This is a genomic window from Bacillus sp. OK048 (genome assembly GCF_900103525.1).
Taxonomy (GTDB): domain Bacteria; phylum Bacillota; class Bacilli; order Bacillales; family Cytobacillaceae; genus Neobacillus.
The window spans coordinates 171,614-196,031 of the sequence record NZ_FNHN01000003.1; the positions used below are offsets into that span (position 1 = coordinate 171,614).

At 36.6% G+C, this 24,418-nt stretch carries 22 protein-coding genes and 1 other annotated feature; of the genes, 7 read left to right on the forward strand and 15 right to left on the reverse strand.

Translation table 11 applies throughout. The features are described 5' to 3' along the window. Positions 1–61: 61 nt before the first annotated feature. Positions 62–1,021: a magnesium/cobalt transporter CorA gene (corA, locus tag BLR86_RS07150; protein WP_090759771.1), complete on the forward strand. Its 960-nt coding sequence runs from the start codon at positions 62–64 to the stop codon at positions 1,019–1,021. Between the two features lie 54 nt (positions 1,022–1,075). Here corA and BLR86_RS07155 read toward each other — a convergent pair whose 3' ends face one another. Next, on the reverse strand, positions 1,076–1,387 hold the full coding sequence (locus BLR86_RS07155) for a hypothetical protein (RefSeq protein ID WP_090759773.1): 312 nt from the start codon (positions 1,385–1,387) through the stop codon (positions 1,076–1,078). A gap of 248 nt (positions 1,388–1,635) precedes the next feature. Here BLR86_RS07155 and BLR86_RS07160 point away from each other — a divergent pair, with 248 nt between their 5' ends. Then, positions 1,636–2,658: a M42 family metallopeptidase gene (locus BLR86_RS07160; protein ID WP_175492828.1), complete on the forward strand. Its 1,023-nt coding sequence runs from the start codon at positions 1,636–1,638 to the stop codon at positions 2,656–2,658. Positions 2,659–2,752: 94 nt separating this feature from the next. Here the strand turns inward: BLR86_RS07160 and BLR86_RS07165 are convergent, their stop codons facing one another. Beyond that, positions 2,753–3,325, reverse strand: a complete 573-nt coding sequence (locus tag BLR86_RS07165) for a hypothetical protein (protein ID WP_090759777.1) — start codon at positions 3,323–3,325, stop codon at positions 2,753–2,755. A gap of 287 nt (positions 3,326–3,612) precedes the next feature. On the opposite strand from BLR86_RS07165, the gene BLR86_RS07170 reads away from it, so the two are divergent. Beyond that, on the forward strand, positions 3,613–4,836 hold the full coding sequence (locus BLR86_RS07170; RefSeq protein ID WP_090759779.1) for an NAD(P)/FAD-dependent oxidoreductase: 1,224 nt from the start codon (positions 3,613–3,615) through the stop codon (positions 4,834–4,836). 251 nt (positions 4,837–5,087) lie between these two features. Further along, the gene (locus BLR86_RS07175; protein WP_090759781.1) at positions 5,088–6,467 is read left to right on the forward strand and encodes a YheC/YheD family protein; all 1,380 of its coding nucleotides are present in this window, start codon (positions 5,088–5,090) and stop codon (positions 6,465–6,467) included. Positions 6,468–6,503: 36 nt separating this feature from the next. Here BLR86_RS07175 and BLR86_RS07180 read toward each other — a convergent pair whose 3' ends face one another. The 7 genes from BLR86_RS07180 to proS form a co-directional block, all read right to left on the reverse strand. Then, a complete protein-coding gene (locus BLR86_RS07180; RefSeq protein ID WP_090759783.1) occupies positions 6,504–7,484 on the reverse strand; it encodes an ABC transporter permease in 981 nt (326 codons plus the stop codon). Next, complete coding sequence (locus tag BLR86_RS07185) at positions 7,477–8,388, reverse strand: ABC transporter ATP-binding protein (RefSeq protein WP_090759784.1); 912 nt, start codon at positions 8,386–8,388, stop codon at positions 7,477–7,479. Before BLR86_RS07185 ends, BLR86_RS07180 begins: the two co-directional genes overlap by 8 nt. A gap of 14 nt (positions 8,389–8,402) precedes the next feature. Beyond that, complete coding sequence (locus tag BLR86_RS07190; RefSeq protein ID WP_090759786.1) at positions 8,403–9,182, reverse strand: SGNH/GDSL hydrolase family protein; 780 nt, start codon at positions 9,180–9,182, stop codon at positions 8,403–8,405. A 91-nt stretch (positions 9,183–9,273) separates the two neighbouring features. Next, positions 9,274–10,515, reverse strand: coding sequence for an NO-inducible flavohemoprotein (hmpA, locus tag BLR86_RS07195; protein ID WP_090759789.1), 1,242 nt, complete (start codon positions 10,513–10,515; stop codon positions 9,274–9,276). Positions 10,516–10,648: 133 nt separating this feature from the next. Then, entirely contained in the window at positions 10,649–11,314 is a 666-nt protein-coding gene (locus BLR86_RS07200; protein WP_090759791.1) for a vWA domain-containing protein, read from the reverse strand. Positions 11,315–11,812: 498 nt separating this feature from the next. Further along, positions 11,813–12,373, reverse strand: coding sequence for a GNAT family N-acetyltransferase (locus tag BLR86_RS07205; RefSeq protein ID WP_090759793.1), 561 nt, complete (start codon positions 12,371–12,373; stop codon positions 11,813–11,815). 225 nt (positions 12,374–12,598) lie between these two features. Next, on the reverse strand, positions 12,599–14,038 hold the full coding sequence (gene proS, locus BLR86_RS07210; RefSeq protein ID WP_090759795.1) for a proline--tRNA ligase: 1,440 nt from the start codon (positions 14,036–14,038) through the stop codon (positions 12,599–12,601). A 37-nt stretch (positions 14,039–14,075) separates the two neighbouring features. Further along, positions 14,076–14,295 (reverse strand) — a binding site (T-box leader). Positions 14,296–14,453: 158 nt separating this feature from the next. On the opposite strand from proS, the gene BLR86_RS25945 reads away from it, so the two are divergent. Both BLR86_RS25945 and BLR86_RS07215 read left to right on the forward strand, forming a co-directional pair. Next, entirely contained in the window at positions 14,454–14,591 is a 138-nt protein-coding gene (locus BLR86_RS25945) for a hypothetical protein (RefSeq protein WP_175492814.1), read from the forward strand. A 148-nt stretch (positions 14,592–14,739) separates the two neighbouring features. Then, positions 14,740–15,618, forward strand: a complete 879-nt coding sequence (locus BLR86_RS07215) for a cupredoxin domain-containing protein (protein ID WP_090759797.1) — start codon at positions 14,740–14,742, stop codon at positions 15,616–15,618. 40 nt (positions 15,619–15,658) lie between these two features. On the opposite strand, the gene BLR86_RS07220 is transcribed toward BLR86_RS07215, so the two are convergent. The 4 genes from BLR86_RS07220 to BLR86_RS07235 all read right to left on the reverse strand — a co-directional run bounded on the left by BLR86_RS07220 (position 15,659) and on the right by BLR86_RS07235 (position 20,744). Then, a complete protein-coding gene (locus tag BLR86_RS07220) occupies positions 15,659–18,811 on the reverse strand; it encodes an MMPL family transporter (protein ID WP_090759799.1) in 3,153 nt (1,050 codons plus the stop codon). 3 nt (positions 18,812–18,814) lie between these two features. After that, the gene (locus BLR86_RS07225) at positions 18,815–19,276 is read right to left on the reverse strand and encodes a MarR family winged helix-turn-helix transcriptional regulator (protein WP_090759801.1); all 462 of its coding nucleotides are present in this window, start codon (positions 19,274–19,276) and stop codon (positions 18,815–18,817) included. A gap of 154 nt (positions 19,277–19,430) precedes the next feature. Continuing rightward, on the reverse strand, positions 19,431–20,021 hold the full coding sequence (gene clpP / locus BLR86_RS07230) for an ATP-dependent Clp endopeptidase proteolytic subunit ClpP (RefSeq protein WP_090759803.1): 591 nt from the start codon (positions 20,019–20,021) through the stop codon (positions 19,431–19,433). Positions 20,022–20,051: 30 nt separating this feature from the next. Next, positions 20,052–20,744: a sigma factor-like helix-turn-helix DNA-binding protein gene (locus tag BLR86_RS07235; protein WP_254782254.1), complete on the reverse strand. Its 693-nt coding sequence runs from the start codon at positions 20,742–20,744 to the stop codon at positions 20,052–20,054. A 229-nt stretch (positions 20,745–20,973) separates the two neighbouring features. Here BLR86_RS07235 and BLR86_RS26770 point away from each other — a divergent pair, with 229 nt between their 5' ends. Then, a complete protein-coding gene (locus BLR86_RS26770; protein ID WP_090759809.1) occupies positions 20,974–22,437 on the forward strand; it encodes a TerD family protein in 1,464 nt (487 codons plus the stop codon). A 184-nt stretch (positions 22,438–22,621) separates the two neighbouring features. Here the strand turns inward: BLR86_RS26770 and BLR86_RS07245 are convergent, their stop codons facing one another. Both BLR86_RS07245 and BLR86_RS07250 read right to left on the reverse strand, forming a co-directional pair. Then, positions 22,622–23,203 (reverse strand): TetR/AcrR family transcriptional regulator, encoded by a 582-nt coding sequence (locus BLR86_RS07245; protein ID WP_090759811.1) that lies wholly within the window; start codon positions 23,201–23,203, stop codon positions 22,622–22,624. 199 nt (positions 23,204–23,402) lie between these two features. Beyond that, positions 23,403–24,389 (reverse strand): ABC transporter substrate-binding protein, encoded by a 987-nt coding sequence (locus tag BLR86_RS07250; RefSeq protein WP_090759813.1) that lies wholly within the window; start codon positions 24,387–24,389, stop codon positions 23,403–23,405. Positions 24,390–24,418: the final 29 nt, after the last annotated feature.

Genomic DNA, 24,418 nt, shown 5'->3' on the forward strand with positions numbered 1-24,418 from the left:
GTTATCATAATGGTAGGAATTGCATTTTCAAATATCATTATGAATGAAATAAGGTGTTAATATGATTAGCTTTATGGGTATAACGAAAGAAAATAAAATCGAAAAACAGGCTTTTATTGATAAACTAAATTTCACTAAATATAAATGGTTTTGGGTTGATTTTAATGAGCCAAGTGATGATGAAATTAATCATTTAGCAGAAACTTTTCAATTTCACCCATTAGCGATTGAAGATTGTTTATATAACACAACACAAAGGCCGAAGCTAGATTATTACGAGGACTATACCTTCTTTATTACGCATATTGTTCGTGAGGATGAAACTGAAATCATAAAAGAAGAATTGGATTTTTTTGTAGGAGAAAATTTTATCGTAACTTTCCACCTTATGCCCTCAATGGAGGTTATACAAGTGGCGGATCGATTAATGACTCGGAAAAACATCGAGAAATTTACTAGTCATCATGTGTTCTACGAAATATTGGACAAAATCGTAGACAACTACTTCCCGATTATTTACAAAATTGAGGAAAAATTAGATGAGATTGAAGAAAACACTCTTAATAAATCAATGAACGATTTATTAAAAGAATTATTTGAAACTAGATATATGTTATTAAATCTAACACATACAGTTAATCCAATGCGTGATCTTCTCTACCGAATGCTAAATTCTCAACATTTGAAAAACATTATAGAAAGGAAAGAATATTTCTCTGACATCTACGATCATCTTTTAAAATTATCGGAAATGCTGATGGCTAACAGAGAAATCACAGCTGACATACGAGATAATTACCTGTCTTTAAATTCACACCAAACAAATAATGTAATGAAAGTTCTTACCATTATGACTTCAATTTTTGCTCCTTTAACATTTATTGCAGGAATTTTCGGGATGAATTTTCAAAACATGCCCGAATTATCATGGGAGTATGGGTATCCTCTTTCTCTTTTGTTAATGGCTGTGATTGGAGTATCAATGCTAGTATGGTTCAAGAAAAAAGGATGGTTTAAATGAGATAAGCAGGAGCGACCAATAAAAAGAAGACTAGTCAACTAGTCTTTTTCTTTGCTACTCCCAATTTTCATAAGTAACCGTACCGCCTGTTACATCAATTGTGTTGCGCTCTCCCTTATAGAAAGTTCTTCCATCCTTTTCAAAAATGTAATTTTCATACGTAAATAGCTTTTTGCCATCTGGAAGATGAACCACCACTTGTAAACCAACATTTTCTTCTGGCGATTCAATTTTTATTGTACTTTGATAAAAATGTTTAAACATGAAGAAACCCACTGTCAATATCATTAATGTTAGTATGAAAAAAAATGGCTTCTTCCATGAAAATCGCTTCGTTTTTTTGTGATACAATTCAATTCTGGTCATTCTTCTCCCCCATTAAGTATGTAAATATTAAATTTTTATATTATTCATTTATTTCCAATTTTTCAGGCATTTATCCTGAAAATCAAAAAAAACTCAACACTACCTAGACTATGCAGGCACTTTAAAAAAGTTGACGGGTTTTGTATTCGTTTTGTTTCGAGTGATTTTTATATAAGATGTTATAATAAGAAGAAGTGTTATTTTGATAGGAGGATTTAGCTTTGATAAATAAGAATACAGAGGAAACAATGAAATTACTCGTGGATTTGGTATCGATCCCTAGTCCATCTGGAAATACAAATGAAGTAATTTCATACGTTGAAAAATACCTTGCCGATTTAAAAGTTGAAACAATAAGGAATCGGAAAGGCGGTCTGATTGCAACTTTAGCAGGAAAAGACTCAAGTCAGCACCGCATGCTTACTGCGCACGTGGATACACTCGGGGCAATGGTTAAGGAAATAAAGTCAAATGGCCGACTGAAGATCGATTTGATTGGGGGCTTTAAATATAACTCAATCGAAGGAGAGTATTGCCAAATTGAAACAAGCAGCGGGAAGAAAATAACTGGTACCATTCTTATGCACCAAACCTCTGTCCATGTATATAAAGACGCTGGAAAGGCAGAGCGCAATCAAGATAATATGGAAATAAGACTAGATGAAAAAGTACATAATATAGAGGATATTCGGGCACTTGGAATAGAGGTTGGCGATTTCGTTTCTTTTAACCCGAGGGTAGAAGTCACTCCTAGCGGATTTATTAAATCCCGCCATTTAGATGATAAAGCAAGTGTGGCAATCCTACTTCAATTAATTAAGCAATTGAAAACTAACAATATCCTATTACCATATACAACCCATTTCTTAATTTCTAATAATGAAGAAATTGGGTATGGGGGAAATTCCAATATTACACCTGAAACGGTTGAATATTTAGCCGTTGATATGGGGGCAATGGGTGATGGACAGTCCACAGATGAATACACAGTATCTATTTGTGTAAAAGATGCAAGCGGACCTTATCACTATGAACTCCGTAAAAATCTAGTGAATCTTGCTGAAGCAAACAATATTGCATACAAACTCGATATTTACCCCTTTTATGGATCAGACGCCTCAGCAGCCATTCGCTCTGGTCACGACATCGTTCACGGGTTAATCGGTCCAGGAATCGATTCATCTCATGCGTTTGAACGAACACATGAATCATCGATTGAAAATACAGCTAAGCTTTTATTCCATTATGTTCAATCTAATTTAGTCATTTAAGAAAATTTACTAGGTATTATTCCATCCGTTTAAAAATTATTTTTTTAAAAAAAATGCAAGAGGCAATTGCTTCTTGCATTTCTTTTTACCTAAATCACTCAGCTAACATTGCCTTTATCTTTTCATTATGCTGTTTGGATTGCTCAAACAATTGATTTAATAACTCTATTGCCTGCTTATCATTTTTCGCTTCAACTGCAGTCTTTAAATCATGGAATGTTTTCCAACTCCCCATGGCCTTACCGCCGTGTGCCTTTTGGACAAATTCTTCTTTCGTTATCTTTCCCTCATCTAATTGCTTTTTAAATTCCTTAATTTTTGCCATTTTATCCTGTTTCCACTTTTCACGTTTTGCAGCATTTTCTGGACTTAGCCACTTATTTCTTAATTCCTTTTTTTCTGCTAATACCTTTGTCCATTCAGCTTTTTTATCTGGTGTATATTGATCGACCCATCCTAACAGCTTTTGTTCACGTTCTGCCATTTTTGCCTGCCAGTTTATGTGATTATGATCTTCTCGTTCTATTCCATCCTTCTCACTTTCTCTGTCATGGGAACCAGGTACAGCCTGTTTTTCATTTTCTGCTGGTGACTGAACATTTGCCGATGTTAAACCCGGCAAGGCTAGAAGTAATCCTAACGCGATTACCATCATTCTCACTATCATTTTAATCTCCTTCTTTCAATTTAGTACTTAAAAATTTAACCAGTTCTTAATTGCCACGAAATTATTATTCCCTTTATGTCAAAAATAATTTACCAATTTGACAAATTTATAGTAAAAAACTACTTGTTAATTCTTTACCGTTATCGTATTCTATGAATATAGAGGATATGTGAAACATTTCACAATTGAAAGAGTAAAAAATCTCGATATTTTTTTTACATCGTAATGTGAAGTGTTTCACAATATAAATCGTAGAAAAACTTACCTATTGTGAGGAGAGGGTTTAAATGAAAAGACCAAAAATAGTAATCTTAGGTGCTGGTTACGGTGGTATCATTACAAGTAAAAAACTAGAAAAACTTTTAAAATCTGGTGAAGCAGACGTTACTTTAATCAATAAACATGAATACCACTATATTACTACACAACTCCATAAAACGGGTGCTGGCACTGCAGCTGATCGTCAAATTGCTATGGAAATTCCAGAGTTAATTGATCCTCAGAAGACAAAGTTTAAAAAAGGCAGCGTCACATCAGTTGATGTACAAAAACAAGCCGTACATCTTGAAGGTGGCGAAACTGTAGAATATGATTACCTTTTAATCGCTCTAGGCTTTGATATTGAAACATTTGGAATCCCTGGTATTAAGGAACATGCCTTTGCCATTCGCAGCTTTAGAAGTACTAAAGCCATTTATAATCAAATCATACGACAATTAACTCTTTATAAAGAAGATAAAGACCCATCCCGTCTAACCTTTGTTGTGGCTGGCGGTGGATTTACTGGTGTGGAAATGTTAGGAGAATTAGCAGACGGACTACCCAAGCTTTGTAAAAAGTATGATGTCCCATTTGAAGCTGTCAAGATCGTAGCAGTCGAAGCTGCACCATCCGTCATTCCGTTTTTCCCTAAGCAATCTATTCAATATACAACCGAGGTTTTAGAAAAGTTTAATATCCAAATGCATATGGCAACCAAAATCTTAGAATGTACACCTGAAAAGGTCGTACTTGAAAATAATGTTGAAATTCCAACTAAGACATTAATTTGGTCTTGTGGTGTAAAAGGAAATCCGATTGTGCAAAACTGTGGATTACCAGTAGAAAAAGGCAAGCTTCCTATTGATTCATTCCTGCGTGTAAAGGGTAAAGATAACATTTTCAGTATAGGTGATTGTTCTTTATTCATGAAGGATGAGAAAAATGCTCTTCCACCAACTGCACAGGTTGCTCTACAAGAAGCAGATGTTTGTGCAAAAAATATTGTTTCTACCCTAAGAGGAGGAAGATTGAAAGCTTTTGAATACCATCATAAAGGATCCGTAGCATCCATTGGTCTCTTTGCAGCAGTTGGTAAAGTTGGAAACTTTAGATTATCAGGATTATTTGGAGCTTTTATGAAACAAGTAATTGAAGCTCGATATTTACTTAATCTTGGAGGCCCGTCACTTATTATCAAACAACACTTTGGATTTAGTAAAGATCCAGTCAAAGTGACAGCTAATCAGTAATAAGTTGGTGCATCAAAGATTCTCTTATACCTGGGTAAAAGGATTCCCTCCCTTTATTGCCCGTTGATTAGAATATCCCTTTATCTATACCTTGCCTTAATTCCCCCCATTGTTAAGGCAGAAAAACCACCTTTCGTGTTGAAGGTGGTTTTTCTATGCAAATATTTCTTCTCGCTGGGCTCCTCCCCTCCTTCTTAGCTACCTTTTGAATAAAATAATAAAAAGCTTGTTTAGGAAGCAGAGGTTAGAACATGAGTGCAAAGTTTAGTAATTATACTCGTTTATTAAACGAGGTGAGTATTTCTTCACATTTACCTGAAACGGCCCAATTAAATGAAAACACCTTTAATGAGTTTCTGGATAAATATTATCAGGTTATTGCAAGACCAACTCAAGATATCAAAATAAACATTATCGTTACTACACTCACCCATTCCCAGTATCAAATAGAATCAGGAATTATTAATCAAATCATAAGTGGAAAACAAGAAGCCTATCAGTTTTTAGAAAAAAATCTTTTGAATGGAAAAAAATTTATTATTCAACAATCAGTTCCACGAGCAAAACTTGGCGAACAGCATTTTGATATAAGGGTATTTGTAGCAAAACGATCTCCTAAATGGACGATTACTGAAAAAATTGCACGGATAACGCCAAAGGGATTTTCCCTTACCGATGAGGTTAAGGACATTTTTCCTGCCCATGATATCCTTTCGAAGCGATTTCCAGAAAACAGTACTGACATCAGCTTACAACTTGACCAAATTGCCTTGCTAACCACTGAAATACTAGAAGAGAAATATTCTAAATATAATTTGGTCATGATAGATATCTACTTTGATCAATTAGGGAAACCATGGATTCATGATATAAGATATAGATTTACAGATGGAAAATGGGATTGGCACCAAGTGTTAAGAGGTAAGAAAGATCTTTTCCCTTATCTACCTGAATCATATCCATTTCACATAAAGTTGCTCGAGCTATACCTTGAAAAATATAAATCATGTATTATTAAACCTAACCGGAGCCAATGGGGTCGCGGGCTGGCACTAATCTCACAACCAGACAATCAAAGCTATGAAATCCATTCAGAGAGAAAAAAGACACCATTCAATGATATGAATGTGCTGCTAGAGGATATTCGAGATCGGTTTACTTCAAAGAAATCATATCTCATTCAAGAAAAAATACATCTTCCAACGATAAATGGGTGCCCATTTGATATCAGAGTCATGGTCCAGCGGAAAACAGTTGACTCACAATGGGAAGTCACGGGAAGAATTACAAGAACCGCTGCAACTGGATTTATTGTTACGAATGTTGCGAAAGCATTATCACCTTTGGAAGATGCAATAGAAGCCTCCACCCTTAATCCCAAAAATACTGATTCACTTATATGGGAGATTGATCAACTTTGTAAATTGGTAGCCATCCAACTAGAAAAAATTTATCCAGATGCGAGAATGTGGGGCATGGATATAGGAATCGATCAATTTGGAAAACCATGGTTTATCGAAGCAAACCTTGTTCCTGACATATCCATTTTCCGGTTACTTGCAGACAAAACGATGTATAACAGAATTAAAGAGTATATTAGAGAAAGAAAAAATTCAAAAGAGGACCAATAAAAAGAGCTATTCCCTGGAATAACTCTTTTACTATTTTTAATATACATCCTTTTTTGTAAAAACAAAGAAAGAAACAAATAAACCAGCTGCCCACCAAACGAGGAGAACAATCATTGAAAATGAAAGGGTCATCCCTTCTATCGGAGGTGGATTACCGTTCATATAATTCGTTAGCTTTAAATTTACCATAAAGAAGTATTTCGCTGACTCCCAAGAGGAAACCATATTACTAAGGATTGCTCCAGATATCAGGGCGGCCAACATGACTCCCATTCCTGCTGCTGTGCTGCGGATTAAAACCGATAACATAAACGACAGTGTCCCTACCACAATGGCTACGAGCCACACGAGACCAAAATCCATTAATAAAAACTGCCACTGGTCAATTAATTTCACACTTTCGGTATTCAAACCAGCATTATTCACACTAAAACCTGTCAGTACAGGTGCTCCCCAGCCTTTATAACCAAACACCAAACCAGATATACTATAAGATAGAATTCCAGCAATCGCCACAATTAACGAGATTGCAAGGGTAAGGGTCATATATTTACTAAGGAGAACTTTCCACCTTTTTACCGGTCTCGTTAATAATAACTTAATGGAGCCCTGACTATGTTCTGAAGACACAATATCACTGGCAATCACCATTACCATTAATGGAATAAATAATTCAATCGAATTCTCTAAAAAGATTCTCATGAACGTTGGAGCACCTGGCTCTGATGGGTTTATGTCATGATCGAGATAGTATTGATTTTGCTGTAAAGCGATTTGCAGTTGTTTTTTCCATTCGTCAGAGATCCGCGGGCTGCTTATCCGATTTTGCTGATCAATGATCGTTTGTTGGATAATTGTCCGCCAATCATCCGTTCCTAATTTTTCTCTTTGCCTTTCCACCTCTTTAAATTGTGCATAGGTGAATAATGCCACTAATATACCAATGATGATTGCGATAACAACCAGTCTCTTTTTAGCAATTAGCTTCATCATTTCATTTTGAATCAGGTTATTCAATCGAATCACCCCCCGTTAGTTCGAGGAACAAATCTTCTAGAACGGGCATTTTTCGATTCATTTCCGTAACAGAGACTCCTGCTTCTACCAGCTTTTTATTCCACTCTCCCGTTTTTATTTCATCATATTCAGTCAAAACTGCGCCATCGTCTCTTTCTTCAATGGATGTGACCGAACTTAAAACCTGCTTACCTATTTCACTCGGGTGAAAACGCCAAACCACTCGTTCCCGGTTAGATAATAAGTTATGAACCGTATCTGTTCGAATTACTGTTCCTCTTGAAATGATTGCAACTCGGTCACATAATAATTGAATTTCGCTTAATAAATGGCTAGAAACAAGAACGCTTAGGCCTTCTTCTTCAGCTAAATAGCGAATAAATCCCCGCAATTCTCTGATACCCGCAGGATCTAATCCATTTGTTGGTTCATCGAGAATTAATACTTTAGGTCTGCCTAATAGCGCTTGAGCAATACCTAGTCTTTGTCTCATCCCTAAAGAATAAGTTTTCACTTTATCATGAATGCGGTCTTTAAGGCCCACTAGCTCCGTCAATTCATTGATTCTTTCTTCACCAATTCCATCGAGCATCCTCGCAAAATGCAATAGATTGTCATAGCCAGATAAATATGGATATAATTCAGGATTTTCAACAATACATCCAAGATGTTTCAATGCTTCTTCGAAGTTGTCTATAATATTATATCCGCCAATATAAATACTTCCTGACGTAGGTTTAATTAACCCAACCAACATCCGGATGGTTGTCGTTTTTCCTGCACCATTTGGTCCTAAGAATCCAAATACCTCTCCTTCTTTTAAATCAAAGCTAATACCTTTTATGATCTCTTTTTTACCAATTACTTTCTTTAAATTATGGACAGATAAAGTTATTTTCTCCATTTGGTTAATTCTCCTTACCAGGTAAGCAATGAAGCCACTCGTTCCGCTATTAAACGGTACCCTTTTGTATTAGGATGAAACTTGTCAGTATAAAGATAATCATTAACCTTTAGCTCAAAAAGGTCAAACGTAGGAACAAACACTATATTAGGGAACGAGGCACTTAATTCTGCACTTTGGTAATTCCAATGACGAACCACTGCAGACATCTCTTTACCTTGCTCTAAATCAATAAAGGGGTTATATAAGCCAATAAAAAAGACATTTGAATCAGGATTGCTAGCACGAATTTGCTGAAAAATAAAATTCATATTCTCAAGGAATTTTCCCTCTATATCAGTAATGTCTTCTGTATCAAACTCTATTAAACCTTGTCCACCTCTGAACAAATCATTACCGCCCATTGTTACTAGTATCATGTCAGCTGCTTTAATTTGTCTTTGGACTTCTGCCTGCTGAATTTGCTCCTTTAGTTGGTCTGACCGCTGCCCGGTGATACCCAGGTTTGTCAACCGTACATCCTGCTTTGATTTCTCCTTTATTTCATCCATTAGAACACCAACATAGCCTTTTCCTGTTTCATCCCCTGTACCCCTCGTTAAAGAATCACCAAGGGCAACAATATGTAAACCTTCTTTCTTCGTTTCCTCTTTCTTTTCTAAGGTAGTTTTCTTTGGAATATTATCTGGTTTACCTGCATAATATTCACCTACTGCCCAGCCTAGTCCAACCAGCCAAAGAAGACAAAAAAATACTGATATAATGGTTATAGACCGTATGAGTTTCTTATTCAAAAAAGATTCATCCTTTCTGGCTATTTCTACCTTTTATTTAATCACAATTACAGGATGAATCAAACTTTCAACTCACAAAAAAACCGATTTCCTATACGGAAACCGGTTCTTTCTTCACACTATCTTCTAAATTTCCTTTTGGACCAAAGAATTCAAAGTTTATTCTATCTTCCTTTACTCCTAAATTCTTTAAGGAATGATTGATTGCACTCATAAATGGAACAGGACCACAGAAATAAAAATCTGTTTCTTGAATAGGAAGATTCTCTTCCATCCAATCCTGGGTTACATACCCTTCAACATCAAACCGTTTGTTTGTCCAGTCATCTTCAGTAGGTGAATCGTAAAAGTAAAATGAATTGACATGTTCAAGCGAGGTCAGCAATTCCACTTCATCTTTTAATGCATGAACATTACTATTTGCAGCTGCATGAATGAAAATTACTTTTCTTTGTGGCTGGACTTCAACAACAGTCTTTAACATGCTTAGCATTGGTGTTAAACCAACCCCTCCGCTTAAAAGCACAACAGGAGTATTTTTCTTTGTATCCAGTACAAAATCACCTGCAGGAGCACTTACCTTAAGGATTTCTCCTTCTATTACACTTTCATGGAGATAATTAGATACCACTCCATCTGGATTTGCAGTACCCGCTTCACGTTTTACACTAATGCGGTAATAATCTTTACCTGGTGCATCAGATAAGCTATATTGACGGATATGTGTAAACTCCTCGCCATCGATTTCAAGTTTAATACTAATATACTGTCCAGGAAGAAAGTGGGCTATTTCTTTATTGTCCGTAGGTTTTAAGTAGAATGAAGTGATAACATCACTTTCGATTACCTTGCGATCAACAATAAAGCTGCGGAAACCATCCCATCCACCTTTTTGAGAGGCAGCCTCATCGTACATTTCTGCCTCAACACTGATAAACGCATCTGCAATTACTCCATAAGCCTCTGCCCAAGCATTGATAATCTCATCTGTAGCTGCATCTCCCAGTACATCTTTAATCGCTAACAAAAGATGTTTTCCAACAATCGGATAATGTTCGGCTTTAATTCTAAGACTTCTGTGCTTATGGGCAATTTGTTTTACTACAGGAAGAATCGCTTCAAGATTATCAATATATTGGGCAGCAGCATAGACTGTCCCTGCAAGTGCTTTTTGCTGTCTTCCCTGTTTTTGGTTTGCATGGTTAAAGATATTTAATAGTTCAGGATGATTTCCAAACATTAATTGATAAAAACGTGTGGTAATGGCTTCTCCATGTTTTTCTAAAACAGGTACAGTTGATTTAATAATTTCTATTGTACTTTGATCTAACAAAACCTTCACTCCTTATGTGGTGGTTATCACTATTTATATAGTGATTATATACAAAACCACACATGGAGTAAGTGATGCAAATCACAGACAATATTTTTTGAATAATTTTACCCAGGACTATAGTATTACTTATCTATAGTATTCCTTTTTCTTTTGCTTCAATTAGCCACGAAGGAAACTCATTTAGGAGATTGTTATATAATTCTTCATCAGAGATTTTTTCAATATCTTCTATATGAAAGAAATTTGCATTATCAATAAATCGCCCTTCCATTGTGTCCAACTTTTCAAGGACCTCGAAGTTTGAATTCCCAATACCAACAAACTGCCAAAATATTGGTTTGTTAGAGGAAGCCACAATTGGTTTTTTAATTGTTCTTTTACAGCCTCCATCATTGATAAACACAATAAAAGTAGGTTCCTTGGCTGGTTGTTCTACCGTATATTTATTAATTACATCTTCCATTACAGGTGGTTCGTCGTTTCTACCAAATTTATGAATTAAATCGTTGTTTAAAATATAATCATCAACATAATTAACAAAATCTCTTTCTGTTACTGATTTCAGTCGCGAAAATTCATTGTCGTACACCCAAACATCAAGTGACCCATCATCATCAAATTGACTAGCAACAGCTAAAATGCGTTCGACAACCTTCTGAACTGTTCCATTTTTATAAAGCGTTCTCATAGACCCCGAAATATCTAAGATGATTCCAACTCTCGCAACCACATCGGTAAGTTTCTTCTTTTCTAAAATGACACTTGCCGTTTTTTTCATCAAACTAATTGTCGTCATAAAATATCCCCTTTCAACTTTTACTCCTACTTCCATAATTATACTATATCGGATATTTAAGCGTAATTCATAAATACAACTCGCCATAGACTCTTAATCGAGCAACCAGCAATAGTAAAATAAGCGGAGATTTTCCGGTTAGATGCAGAATGGCGCTCGTTTCGTGGTAAATAAGCGGAGGTTTTCCGGTTATGCAAAGCAAAAAAGCCCATTTTCAGATTTTTTGAGTCAATAGGCGGAATCACTCCCTCTATTTAAGGCCGTTTTAATAAAAATCACTATTTAAGCGGAATTCTTCCGTCTATTTATCAGCTTGGGTGCTTAACCTGATCCTCCTTCTAAGACAAAGTAAATCAAATTTCGTAGAGTTCCTGATAAGTAAAGAAAAAGACGTATGCCAATTCATACGTCAAGTCGTGTGTCTTTTAATAAGAAAGCATCTGAAAACAGAACCCTTTGCAATTGTTGGGACACCTTCCTTTAGGGATGTTTGAGAAATTAATTTGTTTTTGCAAAAATACACGTATCTCTTAATTCCTTACTATCAGCTGAAAGACTATCGTTTTTTAAAATACCCTCTAATGTTAAACCTAGTCTCTCTGGAATGGCACGGCTTTTTGTATTTCGAGAATCACAGCGGATTTCCACACGATTAGCATTTAGTTCTTTAAATGCAAAGTTTGTAACCGCTTCAGCTGCTTCAGTAATATAACCGTTACCAGAATAACGAGTGTCAATCCAATAGCCAATCTCAAACTTAGGGACGTCCCAATTAATTCTGTGTAATCCAGTTGAGCCAATAAATTCGCCAGTTTCTTTATTAAATATATGTAATCGTAAGTCCTCACGGGTTATAAACTTAGCAATACTATCACGTATATTCGCTTCTGTATCCTGTTCTGATTGATTCGTATGGGCCCATGGCATCCAAGGCTTTAGCTCATCCAGTGAGGCTTGTATTGCTTCGTATACTGCCTTTCCATCACCTGGCAGGGGCTTGCGAATTAACAATCTCTCTGACGTAAACTCTTCTGGAAATTCTATTAAACTAGGTTTCATTATGTACCTCCATCTATAACTTATTATTTTCATGAGAACCATTTCATCTATTCTTATTCGAAATTGGGCTTCATAAACCCTTCATAAAGACCATTTTTTCAATTTCTATTTCATTTTGGGCTTCATGAGCTGTTTATGAGGACCATTTTACCTTTTCATTGATGAATTGGGGCTTCATGAACTCCAAAAAAGGGACCATTCCAAATGAAAGGGTCCCGAAATAAATTAGTATGCTTTTGCCCAGTAAACCATCTTGTCAGCTGCTTTACCACAGCAAACACATGTGTCTGAAACCTTGTCTTGTTCAAATGGAATACATCTAGAAGTTGCTGTAGTATCTTCTTTGATTTTTTCCTCGCAAGCGAGTTCGCCGCACCACATTGCTTTAATAAAGCCTGGTTTAGCTTCAAGCTTTTCCTTTAATTCAGGAAGTGATACAGCTACGGATGTTCTTTCTTCACGGTGATTCAATGCTTTATTATATAAATTGGATTGAATTTCATCGAGCAATTCTACTAGCTTTGTTTCTAATTGATCCAAAGGAACGAATACTTTTTCTAATGTATCCCTTCTTACTAAAACAACCTGCTTGTTCTCAATGTCTTTTGGTCCAACTTCTAACCGAACGGGAATTCCTTTCATTTCGTACTCATTAAATTTCCAGCCTGGCTTTTTATCACTCGCATCAATACCGACGCGGACAACTTGACCTAAAGACTTTTTCAAATCATAAGCGAAATCCAGAACGCCTTCTTTATGCTGTGCAATTGGCACAATCATCACTTGAGTTGGCGCTGCTTTTGGTGGAATCACTAGCCCGCGGTCATCTCCATGAACCATGATTAATGCACCAATGATTCTAGTTGTAAAGCCCCATGATGTTTGATGTACATACTGAAGCTTGCCTTCTTTATCGGTATATTGGATATTAAAGGCTTCCGCAAATCCTGTTCCAAAGTGGTGAGAGGTTCCAGATTGCAGCGCTTTACCATCATGCATTAAGCTTTCAATGGTAAAAGTCGCCTTCGCACCAGCAAATTTTTCTTTTTCGGTCTTTTGCCCTTTTACTACTGGGATCGCAAGGATCTCTTCACAGATAGCGGCATACACGTTTAGCATTTTAATCGTTTCTTCCATTGCCTCTTCATCAGTGGCATGTGCTGTGTGACCTTCCTGCCATAAAAACTCTAATGTCCTTAGAAAAGGACGGGTCGTTTTTTCCCAGCGGACTACGTTTGCCCATTGGTTATAAAGCTTTGGTAAGTCTCTGTAGGAGTGGATGATATTGCTATAATGCTCACAAAATAGAACTTCAGATGTCGGGCGGACAACTAAGCGTTCTGCCAGCTCTTCAGAACCGCCATGTGTAACCCATGCCACTTCAGGAGCAAAGCCTTCTACATGGTCCTTTTCCTTTTGCAGTAAGCTTTCAGGAATGAACAATGGCATATAAACATTTTCATGCCCGGTTTCTTTAATGCGTCGATCTAATTCATTTTTAATATTATCCCAAAGTGCATATCCATAAGGGCGGATAATCATTGAACCACGTACACTTGAATAATCAATTAAGTCTGCTTTGGTTACAACATCGGTATACCACTGGGCGAAATCCTCGTCCATGCTGGTAACATCTTTTACAAATTCCTTTGCCATTTTTGACACCTCATTATTTTTTTAAATACAAAAAGGCCTTGGCCCCAAAAGGGACCAAGACCTGGCGATACCACCCTAAATTCATAAAGCAAATGCTTTAAACTCTCGACATGATAACGGATTTTATCCGCATGTATCTTCATCATTATGATCCGATACAGAACTCCGAGGCAGGTTCAAATGTCTGTCTTAAGAAACCTTCCACCAGTGGTTTCCTCTCTTTGTAAGACACCTTACACTTTACTTATCCTCATCAACGTTTCATTAGTATTTTTTTAAAATTATATAGTTTCTATACCTAAATGTCAAACTTGCTTTGGAATAATATTTTCAGTTACGACTAATATTCCTTTTTAAAATCAAATTAGCATCTATATTCTGTTCATGAATTCAGTTACAATTAGTGTAAAATGGGGTGATATCCTTGAAAAGGAAAGAGAATGATCAAGAAAAAATAGAAATAGAAGAAGAAAAAAAATATTTACTTGACCTAATGAAAATGCAAAATGAAGCATTAAAAAGAATCTATAAAAATACATTAGATCACGAAAATAAAGACTAGAACCCTGCCAGACGTTACTAACATCTTTTTTCTTTCCCCAAAGTTTTCATTAAACGTTCATAAAAGCCACCAAAAATACAATTTCTCAGCCTACTAATGCATTTATAATATACATATATTGTTTATTAACTTTAGAGGGGATTAGCAAATGTATATATTATCGATTTTTACCATAACAATCATAAGCTTGATCACAGGTTATTCCATTTACCTTTTACACCGTCATAAAAAGAAGCTGGCAAACTTATCTGGTATTATAGTTGTCACCGTGATTACGATGATGGGCGGACTATTAGCTGGCTATCTAAGCGGAATTTTATCAGGAGAGTTATTTCTTCCCATTGGTTTGGGAACATTGATTGGCTTTACGCTTGGATTTATTACTGGACAGCCTGTTGGGATATTGGCAATTTTGAGTGGTTCCGTTTCAGGGATTATGAGCGGAATCGTTGGGGCTATACTCGGGGCCATTCTTCAATTCGACAACCCCACCATCATGCTAGGAATTTTTCTAGGTTTGTATGTTATTATTCTTGCCCTTGTTATTTTATTTATTATTGTCGACACGAATGGTAAACTTTCGCTTGATACGTCAGGCATTTCTCCTTTTAATATTTTATCAGCGGGGTTAGTTCTTATTGCTCTATTTTTATTTTTATACAGCAGTGATTTTGTCAAAATTCCTGGTGAGGCCGAAGCAGCTCAAGTACAAGAGAAAAGTAAAACTCCTGAAAAAACTGAACTCGATCTTACAAAAGAAACAAATCCTAAAATTGAAATGATGATTACACCAACTGGGTATTCTCCAAATGTTATTAAAGTAAAAAAAGGCGTACCTGTTGAACTAACCATCACAAATCCAGGTGATAGTAGCTGTTTTTCAACTTTTATGATGCCTGACTTTGGTTTAGAGAATGTTAATCTTAAGGCTGGAACAACCAATTTAACGTTTACCCCAGACGAAGCTGGCCAATACACGTTTAGCTGTGGAATGAATATGTTTAAAGGAACCGTTATTGTTGAATAAATCCAAAAGCACGCGGAGAAATTTCTCAGCGTGCTTCTTTTTACATATGAGTAGAATGGTTATCAATTACCGTTTCTTTATCCTTTTTAAATGGCCACCAGTTCGCCTCACCAAATGTTTTTACCATTACCGGTACAAACAATGGAAGAATCACAAGTGCATAAAGTGAAAGTCCGATTAATAGAATTGCTGCAATCTCTAGTAATGATAATACACCAGCTGGCATCATCGCTGCGAACGTACCTCCCAAAATAACCGCTGCAGAGATAATTACCGTTCCCATTTTCTTCATTGCTTCAAGAATCGCTTGTTCCACTGGCATTTTCTTGAACTCGTTAAAACGGTCCATTAAGAAAATACTATAGTCAATTCCAAGGGCAATTAAGATAACAAACGTAAAAAACGGAACAGCCCAGCTAATTCCTGTATAGCCTAACCAATTTACGAAGATGACCTCTGCAAGTGCCATCGAAGTATAATAGGTAAGGATTAATGAACCGATCAAGTATAGAGGCATAATAAATGAACGGAACAAAATGATAAGAATTAGAGTAATCCCAATTAACATGAGTACAACTGTTCTTGAATAATCAGCTTGAGAAATCTTATCTAGGTCATGGTGCATACTTGAGACCCCGCCCACTGCGATTTCTGCATTCTCCAGTTTTGTATCCTTAACTACTCGCTCAACGGTTTCTTTAATTTCTGGAATACGATTCAATGCTTCGTTCGAGTATGGATTTTTAGTAAAGACTACATCAATTGTCATGACTTTTCGGTCTTTTGACATATAGACATCTAATGCTTGCTCAAAGTCTTTGCCATCCAGTACATCTTGTGGAATATAAAAACCATTTTTCTCTTGTTTCGATACACCAGCAAGATACATTTGTGCAGATTCTAGACCATCAGAGACTTGATTAAGACCGTCCGCACTTTGCGTCAATCCATCTGTCAACTGAGTAATTTGACCGCTCATGTCCTTAAATCCGGTTAATAACTGCTGCTGTCCATTGTTTACTCCGCTTAATCCGTTAGTAAACTTTGGCAGACCATCAACGATTTGTCCTTGACCATTCCCCATCGTATAAAGACCTGTTTCAATTTCTGTTAGACCTTTTAATAAATCTTCCATTCCTTTAACAAGGGCTTCCTGACCAGCAATGGCTTCTGAAAATTTACCATTCGCAAAATCAATACCTTGCTGCGTACCCGTTAATCCAGCATTTAATTGGTTTAGGCTTCCTGCTAATTCTGCTGTTGCAGCCTGTGAACCTTGAATGGTCATTTTAATCGCTTGATAATTTTGATTTTGCCCAATATCACTATAATCACTTTCGAGATTTGCAAAATATTGATTTGTTGCCTCTAGGGTATTGTGTAATTCACTAACACCCTTGGCCACCAGTTCGTAATTTCCAGCAAGAGTTGATAGTCCACCAGCTACTTGTTTATAACCTTCAAGTAATTGTTTACTACCTGCCAAAACTTCGGCAGATTTAGTCTTAATGATTTCCAGACCTTCTTTTACTTGAGTGGATCCCGCAGCACCTTGTTTTAATCCATCTTCAATTTTAGCAAGATTCTGCTGGATGGTTCCCATTCCAGTCTCCAGCTGATTTGTTCCGGTAATTAATTCACTGATTCCGCCCGTTGCTTCTTCCATTTTCGGCTGATTGGCAGCGAGCTGGCTTCCTGCTTCTGCAAGACCACTACTGATTTTCTGAATTCCGTCGTTCCCAGCACCAAGACCATCTTCAAGACTTTTCACCTGTTCTGAAATATATAAATCATCAATGGTTTCACCAGTTGGACGTGTTATGGACCTGACAGTATCAACATCTTCGATTTTATTAAGCTCTTGGCTAATTTTTTCAGTTAGAGCAATGTATTCGGATGTATTCATCTCATCATCGTTTTTAATGACAATTTGTGTTGGCATCGATTCACCAGGGCCAAATCCATCTGAAATGATATTAAAACCTTTGATAGAATTAAAATCATCACCAATTTCTTCTAGTGAATTAAACGACAAATCTCCGTCATACGTAAATAAAGCAGGAACAGAGATAACAGCGACAATGAGAAGCGCGATTAATGGACGAGCTAAGGCGAATCTACCTGCAATCCCCCAAAATTTGCTCTCACCATGCTCAAGCTTTCCTTTAGATGGCCAAAATAGTTTCTTACCAAGAACTGCCATGAAAAATGGTACGACAGTAAACAAGGCTATAAGCAGGAGCGCCACACCTATCGCTACGGCTGCAGCCGACTGATATAGAACAAAGGTTGAAAAACCAATCGAAGCAAAACCTATCATTACAGCTAATCCACTAAAAAAAACCGTTTTCCCGGCATTTCTATAGGTGATGACAATTGCTTCTACTACACTATCATTCTTTGACATTTCCTCTTTAAAACGACTCAGCAGTAAAATACAATAATCAGTACCAATCCCAAACAAGACTGCTACTAGGAAAATTTGTGTAAAGGTTGATAATGGGAAATTCACTTTATCTACCAATATAGCAACAATTGATTGTGCTGCCAAATAGCTGAATCCTACTGTTACTAAAGGGATAATAGGAGCAATTGCTGATTTAAACACAAGTAATAATACGATTAAAATAAACACAACCGTAATACCTTCCGTTTTCTTCAGACCTTCTTGGGAGTTTGTTACAAGATCCTCGGCAATCAGCCAGCTCCCTGTGTAATAGTGATCTAATTTAACATCATCAAGTGCTTCATATAATTCTTGCGAGATTTCCTTTCCTTCTCTTCCATCTGCTTCTACATTCAATGAAACCAGGATGGTTTTCTCATCCTCAGATACTAGCTGTTCTTTCAATTCTTCTTGCTTAAAATGGGTGAGAATCGAGGTTATACCAAGTTCACCTCTCTTTTCTTCAAGCTGGCTTACCGCTTTTTCTGCCGTAGAAAAGTCTTTTTCAGTTAACATTTTATCACTATGGAAAACTAGTGCGGTTTGTAATTCATTCCCACTATTTTCACTTGACTGTACATCATTTAAAATTTCTTTCGCTAAAGTAGAAGAATAGCCATCAGGAACGTTAATCTGTCCTTTCTCGCGAACAAGATTTTCCATATTTGGTGCAGCCATAAAGAGAACAGCAATAACTGCTATCCAAGCACCAAGGATGAACCATTTTCCTTTAACAATTGATCTCACAAATTATTCCCCCGCTTCTTCCTTTTTCATGTTCGTTAATATTAGGGCTAATTTTTCATACGTATTAATAAAATTGGTAATTTCAGCTTCATCAAATTGGGTGATAAACGACTCTACTAAAAGGTGCACCTTTTCCTGTGTTTTATGGTGTAGTTCCTTCCCCTTTTCGGTTAAGGTAAGGTAAACAACCCTTCTGTCTTTTTCATCTCGAGTCCTTTGAATGATTTCTCGATCAGCTAACCGGTTGATGATCGCAGTAATTGCACTTTTATTGACCTCAAATGCCTCTGCCAATTCAGAAGAAGTGCACTCGTTTGACCGCTGAATGTATCCTAAAATATAGTGTTGGTCAACCGTTAAGTCCTCTCCTATTTGACATTTAATTAAAGACGCTGCTTTCTTATTTACCTCAAAAGAAACGGACACATAGCGGTTAATTAATTCTTGAATGATTTTTTTATCCATCGTCTATTCCTCACCTCACTTTAAATTATTAGTTCATCTATTTAACTATTCACCTGTTTAACTATATGATTTGTTGTTATATGTGTCAATAAAAAAAGGTCAGCCTCACGCTAACCTTTTCCCGTTATTTTGCTTATTATATCCGTATGATTTTTTAGTTATGATTTTTAGGATAGAGAATCTCATCTATGATTCCGTACTCTTTTGCTTCTTCCGCACTCATAAAGAAATCTCTATCGGTATCTTTCGCCACTTTCTCAATGGTCTGACCTGTGCGCTCCGCAATGATTTGATTAATATGCTCTCTCAACTTCAAGATCCGCCTTGCCGATATTTCAATTTCAGTTGCCTGCCCTCTTGCACCACCAAGCGGCTGATGAATCATAATCTCGCTATTCGGTAAGGCATACCGTTTACCTTTCGCTCCTGCTAGCAGTAACATCGCCCCAAATGACGCAGCCATTCCAGTACATATCGTCCGTATATCTGGCTTAATATATTGCATGGTATCATAGATGGCAAACCCTGCTGAAGTGGAACCACCCGGACTATTGATATAAAGAGAAATTTCTTTATCAGGGGCATCGGCTGCTAAAAATAACAATTGGGCGACTACACTGTTTGCAACATGATCATTAATTTCATCTCCGATAATAATAATTCGATCCTTTAAAAGACGTGAATAAATATCATATGACCGTTCACCACGGTTAGATTGTTCTATAACATAAGGAATTGTGCTCATTTAAAATCCTCCTTTAAAGCGAATAGTAGGCTATGCAGCCATGCAGAGAGTGCTTAAAGGAGCTGAAGCTTTGAATGGGATAGACATTCTAGATGCTGCAGAAGATACTTCCGTTGTGTCTAGAATGGACGGAATGGCTTCAATCAAATCTGTAGGGTCCTGGTTGATTAGAGAATCCTGAAAAAGATTCCAGAGCTGTTCTCTCTCTTCTTCTTTCCAAAATGAATCGAGAGACTGACTTTCCCTTTGATTTTCTAGTCGTTTTCTTGCTCTGTTTAACCTTGATTTTACTGCAATTTCTGTTGTGTTGAATATCTCTGCAATTTCATTCGATTGATACTGGAAGGCTTCTTTTAAGATATAAATAATCGCTTGCTTTGGAGTAAAGTAATCCATCAACAAATCTACAGAATCCATAATACCTCCGGTTGGGAAATAGGACTCCTCACACTTGTGATCATTTCTTAATTCTTCCCTTTTTCTCTTTCGAAGAGTATCCACCCATTGATTGCGGGCAATTTTGTTTAATAATGCCGTTGTAATTTTATCTTTATGATAGTAGGTTATAGCCTTTAACACAGCTTCTTGTGCAAGGTCATCTCCATCCCATTTACTCTGGGATAGAAAGTAACAATATTTCTTAAGCTTTGGATACAATTCACTAAAAAAGAAATCATCGTACTGCACATCTTCAAAGGTGTACAGGCTAAGTTTGTTAGCCATTATTTTCACTCCCTTAAACACTCTCTACAGTCTAAACGTTTTAACAGAATAAAAAGATACGGGTAGAAAAATTTTTTCTTATTTCCACTATATACATTTATGAAACTTTTTCTCCATTTTATCGTAGATGTTAGGAGCGAGAAAAATTTATAGGTGTATCATTTCTTTCTTCTACATTGCTTGCATTATAATAAAATAAGAATAGTAAAAATGATTAGGAGTGAATTAGGTGGGCGTTACACTTAGCAAGGGACAAAAAGTTGATTTAACAAAGTCACATCCTGGTCTACAGAATGTTGTAGTGGGTTTAGGTTGGGATATTGGTCATCACGGCTCAAATTTTGATTTAGATGCATCGACCTTTTTACTAGGGCAATCAGGCAAGGTTCAAAGTGATCAAGATTTTATTTTTTATAATAATCCCTCCGGCGGGAATGGCTCGATCATATACAGTGGAGATAATCGAAGTGGTGCTGGTGATCGAGATGACGAACAAATTAAAATTAATTTAATGATGGTTCCCAGCCACATCCATCGGATTGCATTTACGATTACGATTCATGATGCCCAAGTAAAACAGCAAAATTTCGGACAAATCTCCAACTCCTATGTACGCATTTTCAATGAACAAACAAATGAGGAGTTAATCCGTTTTAATCTTGGCAGAGACTTTACAGTGGAAACGGCGATTGTAGCTGCTGAATTATACCGTCATAATGGAGAATGGAAATTCAATGCGATTGCCAGCGGTTTTCAGGGTGGACTAGCAGCTTTATGCCGCAATTTTGGAGTGATTGTCGATGATCCTGCTCCAACACTACCACCAGTACCACCTGTGCAACAGAATCTATTTAATAATCAGCAAAACCAATTTAATAGTAATCCAAATCAATTTAACAATAATCAAAATCAATTTAACAATCCTAACCATTATTCAAACCAACCATCTTTTAATCAAAATCAATACAATCCAAACCAATATCAGCAAAACCAAAACTACTCACAGCCAGCTTTTGGATATCCAACACAATCAGCACCTTCGCACTCAAATCGTACATATGGGGATGATATTTATTGTCCGCGTTGTAATTCATCAAATGTCCGAACAGGTCAAAAGGGCTTTGGACTTGGAAAAGCAGCGATAGGCGGATTAATTCTCGGTCCAGTGGGGCTGCTCGGCGGTTTTATTGGAAAAAATCAAATGAAATTCACTTGTAACAGCTGTGGTAATAATTGGTCTCCAAATCAAACAGATGTTGCGGATTGGGCTAACCAGCAAAAAAGGAAAGCACAAGATTTGTTTAATCGCTATAAGAGTCAGGATGTATTAGAAGCAGTTGTTGCTGCATGTGCATTGGTTTCAATGGCAGACGGATACTTGGATGCCACGGAGCGACAAAAGATGATTGATTTTGTAAACTCCAGTGAAGAATTACGTGTATTTGACAGCAATAAAGTCATCCAGAGATTTAACTACTTTGTATCACGTATTGAAGCAGATCGAATGATTGGCAGAGCAGAAGCCTTCCGGGCACTTGGAAAAATAAGATCAAAACCAGAAATCGCCCGTTTAGTAGCTCGTTACTGCATTGCCATTGGTTATGCAGACGGTAATTTTGACCACAATGAAATGCAAATGGTCAGCGATATTTGCCGTGAGCTTGGTTTGAATCCGGGAGAATTCTTGTCGTAATGAAAAAAAGCCGATTGGAATTAGAGGACATAATTAGCCAGGAATATATCAAATTTAAATTTAACTGACTATATGGAAAAAAAATAACGCTCAGAGTTTTCTCTGAGTGTTATTTTAGGTATTTCGATAGTTAGTTTGTGATAACTCACAATTAATCAGTCCTAACTTAACAAAAATAAACATTTTACTTTTTAAGTGCACTTACAAATAACTGAACTGTTGTATTAATAAATTCATTCTCGTCTATTGAAGTAATTTCATGTCCTTCTACAAAATTACGGGAAACAAACTCACCGTACACCATATATAAATAGGACATCGCCAAACTTTCAAGGTTGCCCACGAATCTAATCTTGCCAAGTTCTTTCATTTCTAAGAAATAATTAATGAGAAGTTCCTTTAATTGACGTGGATGCTTATTAATTTGATTAAATAATCCTTCTATGGAATTCCCCTCTTTAAATGCAATATGAATTACCTTTTTATTTTTTTGCATCGATCTAAGATAAGACTCACTTATCATAAGAAGATCTTTTTCTAAGTCCCACACAATATTTTTATCAAAAATTTCCTTCATTGAAGCAGAGTAATAAAATCGGTCTATAGCCGCTTCCAACATGCCTTGTTTTGTTCCAAAATGTCGAAATAATGTCATTTCACTTACAGACGCTTCTTTAGCAATTTCTTTTGTCGAAACCGCTTTATATCCCTTCTCGGAAATTAAATTAATGGCTGCATAGAGCAGACGATCACTTGTATCTGTCATATCTATTACCAGAGTGATAACCTCCCCACATTTAGTTATTATTATATTATTTTAGTGTTAATTTATTGTCAATGTGACAATGAAACTCCTAAATATATATGTACAAATAAGAAAGGTGTGTATCTTATCATGAATTTTGCTAAGGGTCCAAGTAGCAGACCCTTGACAGTTAAAATAAATCCCGTACAAAATATTTTCTTTATATAGCAAATTCCTCGATTGTATTTGGTGCAAACAATTCTTCAATTTTTACACGTCTTTCAGACAATCCTTGTTTGTAGTGATAATCTAAAAATGTTTCAAGTGCCTTTCTATTTTTCTCCAACCCATAAGTCCATAAGTCATCTTTAAAAAATTGACGTGCTTCCTCTGCATCTGCTACAAACCACGGCAGCATCGTTTTAATAGCCGTTGTATCAAAAAGATTCTTCTTAGCAATTTCCCTAGCTTGGTTGAATGATTTAACTAGTTCTTGGGCCACCCAAGGATTTTCATGATAAACATCTTTTTTGACGACCACTGTATGCATAATCGGGAAAATGCCCGTTTTTCGATAATAATCCATTTCTACTGCTTTATAGTTTGGGAATAAGCGTGAAATACGCGGATCGCCTTCATCAAACGCTTTAGGCAGTCTTGCACATAAAAGACCATCAATTTCACCCGCTAACAACATGGATGTAAGGGTTTTTCCTTCCGGCGCTTCCTCAACTGTAAGATTTGCCGGAGGAGTCCATGGAACTCTCTCTTTTCTTCCACTCTGTTCTTCTCCGCCAGTAACCCAAGTAATTGATTCAGGAGACACACCATATTCGTCTTCTAAAATTCCACGCTGCCATACTAATGCAGTCATTTGATATTCTGGAACACCGATACGCCGGCCAATTAATTGTTCAGGTGAAGTAATCCCCGCATCATTTCTTACTAAAATATTGCCGTGTCTAAAGGCACGTGAAAGAAATACTGGCAGCGCGATAAAAGGACTACTCCCACGGGAAACTCCCATCACATAGGATGATAATGAAAATTCAGCAACATCTATATCCTGGTACCGGGCCATTCTAAAGAACAGCTCCTCGGCATCTAGATGCAATGGAAATAGATTGACTCCTTGTACACGAACTCTCCCATCATGAATAGGGGCGCAACGATCATAATCACCTGTAGCTAAGCTAAGTTTTAACATACACTCTATCTCCTTTTTGTTTAAGATTG

Bases quoted from the DNA above. Each gene is read 5' to 3' on its own strand.
- BLR86_RS07155 (WP_090759773.1), bottom strand. From the start codon at position 1,387: ATGACCAGAATTGAATTGTATCACAAAAAAACGAAGCGATTTTCATGG.
- BLR86_RS07200 (WP_090759791.1), bottom strand. From the start codon at position 11,314: ATGACGACAATTAGTTTGATGAAAAAAACGGCAAGTGTCATTTTAGAA.
- BLR86_RS07245 (WP_090759811.1), bottom strand. From the start codon at position 23,203: ATGACAGATACAAGTGATCGTCTGCTCTATGCAGCCATTAATTTAATT.
- BLR86_RS07250 (WP_090759813.1), bottom strand. From the start codon at position 24,389: ATGTTAAAACTTAGCTTAGCTACAGGTGATTATGATCGTTGCGCCCCT.
- corA (WP_090759771.1), top strand. From the start codon at position 62: ATGATTAGCTTTATGGGTATAACGAAAGAAAATAAAATCGAAAAACAG.
- BLR86_RS07235 (WP_254782254.1), bottom strand. From the start codon at position 20,744: ATGGCTAACAAACTTAGCCTGTACACCTTTGAAGATGTGCAGTACGAT.
- clpP (WP_090759803.1), bottom strand. From the start codon at position 20,021: ATGAGCACAATTCCTTATGTTATAGAACAATCTAACCGTGGTGAACGG.
- BLR86_RS07225 (WP_090759801.1), bottom strand. From the start codon at position 19,276: ATGGATAAAAAAATCATTCAAGAATTAATTAACCGCTATGTGTCCGTT.
- BLR86_RS07170 (WP_090759779.1), top strand. From the start codon at position 3,613: ATGAAAAGACCAAAAATAGTAATCTTAGGTGCTGGTTACGGTGGTATC.
- BLR86_RS07165 (WP_090759777.1), bottom strand. From the start codon at position 3,325: ATGATAGTGAGAATGATGGTAATCGCGTTAGGATTACTTCTAGCCTTG.
- BLR86_RS07160 (WP_175492828.1), top strand. From the start codon at position 1,636: ATGAAATTACTCGTGGATTTGGTATCGATCCCTAGTCCATCTGGAAAT.
- BLR86_RS07215 (WP_090759797.1), top strand. From the start codon at position 14,740: ATGTATATATTATCGATTTTTACCATAACAATCATAAGCTTGATCACA.
- BLR86_RS07175 (WP_090759781.1), top strand. From the start codon at position 5,088: ATGAGTGCAAAGTTTAGTAATTATACTCGTTTATTAAACGAGGTGAGT.
- BLR86_RS07185 (WP_090759784.1), bottom strand. From the start codon at position 8,388: ATGGAGAAAATAACTTTATCTGTCCATAATTTAAAGAAAGTAATTGGT.
- BLR86_RS07205 (WP_090759793.1), bottom strand. From the start codon at position 12,373: ATGAAACCTAGTTTAATAGAATTTCCAGAAGAGTTTACGTCAGAGAGA.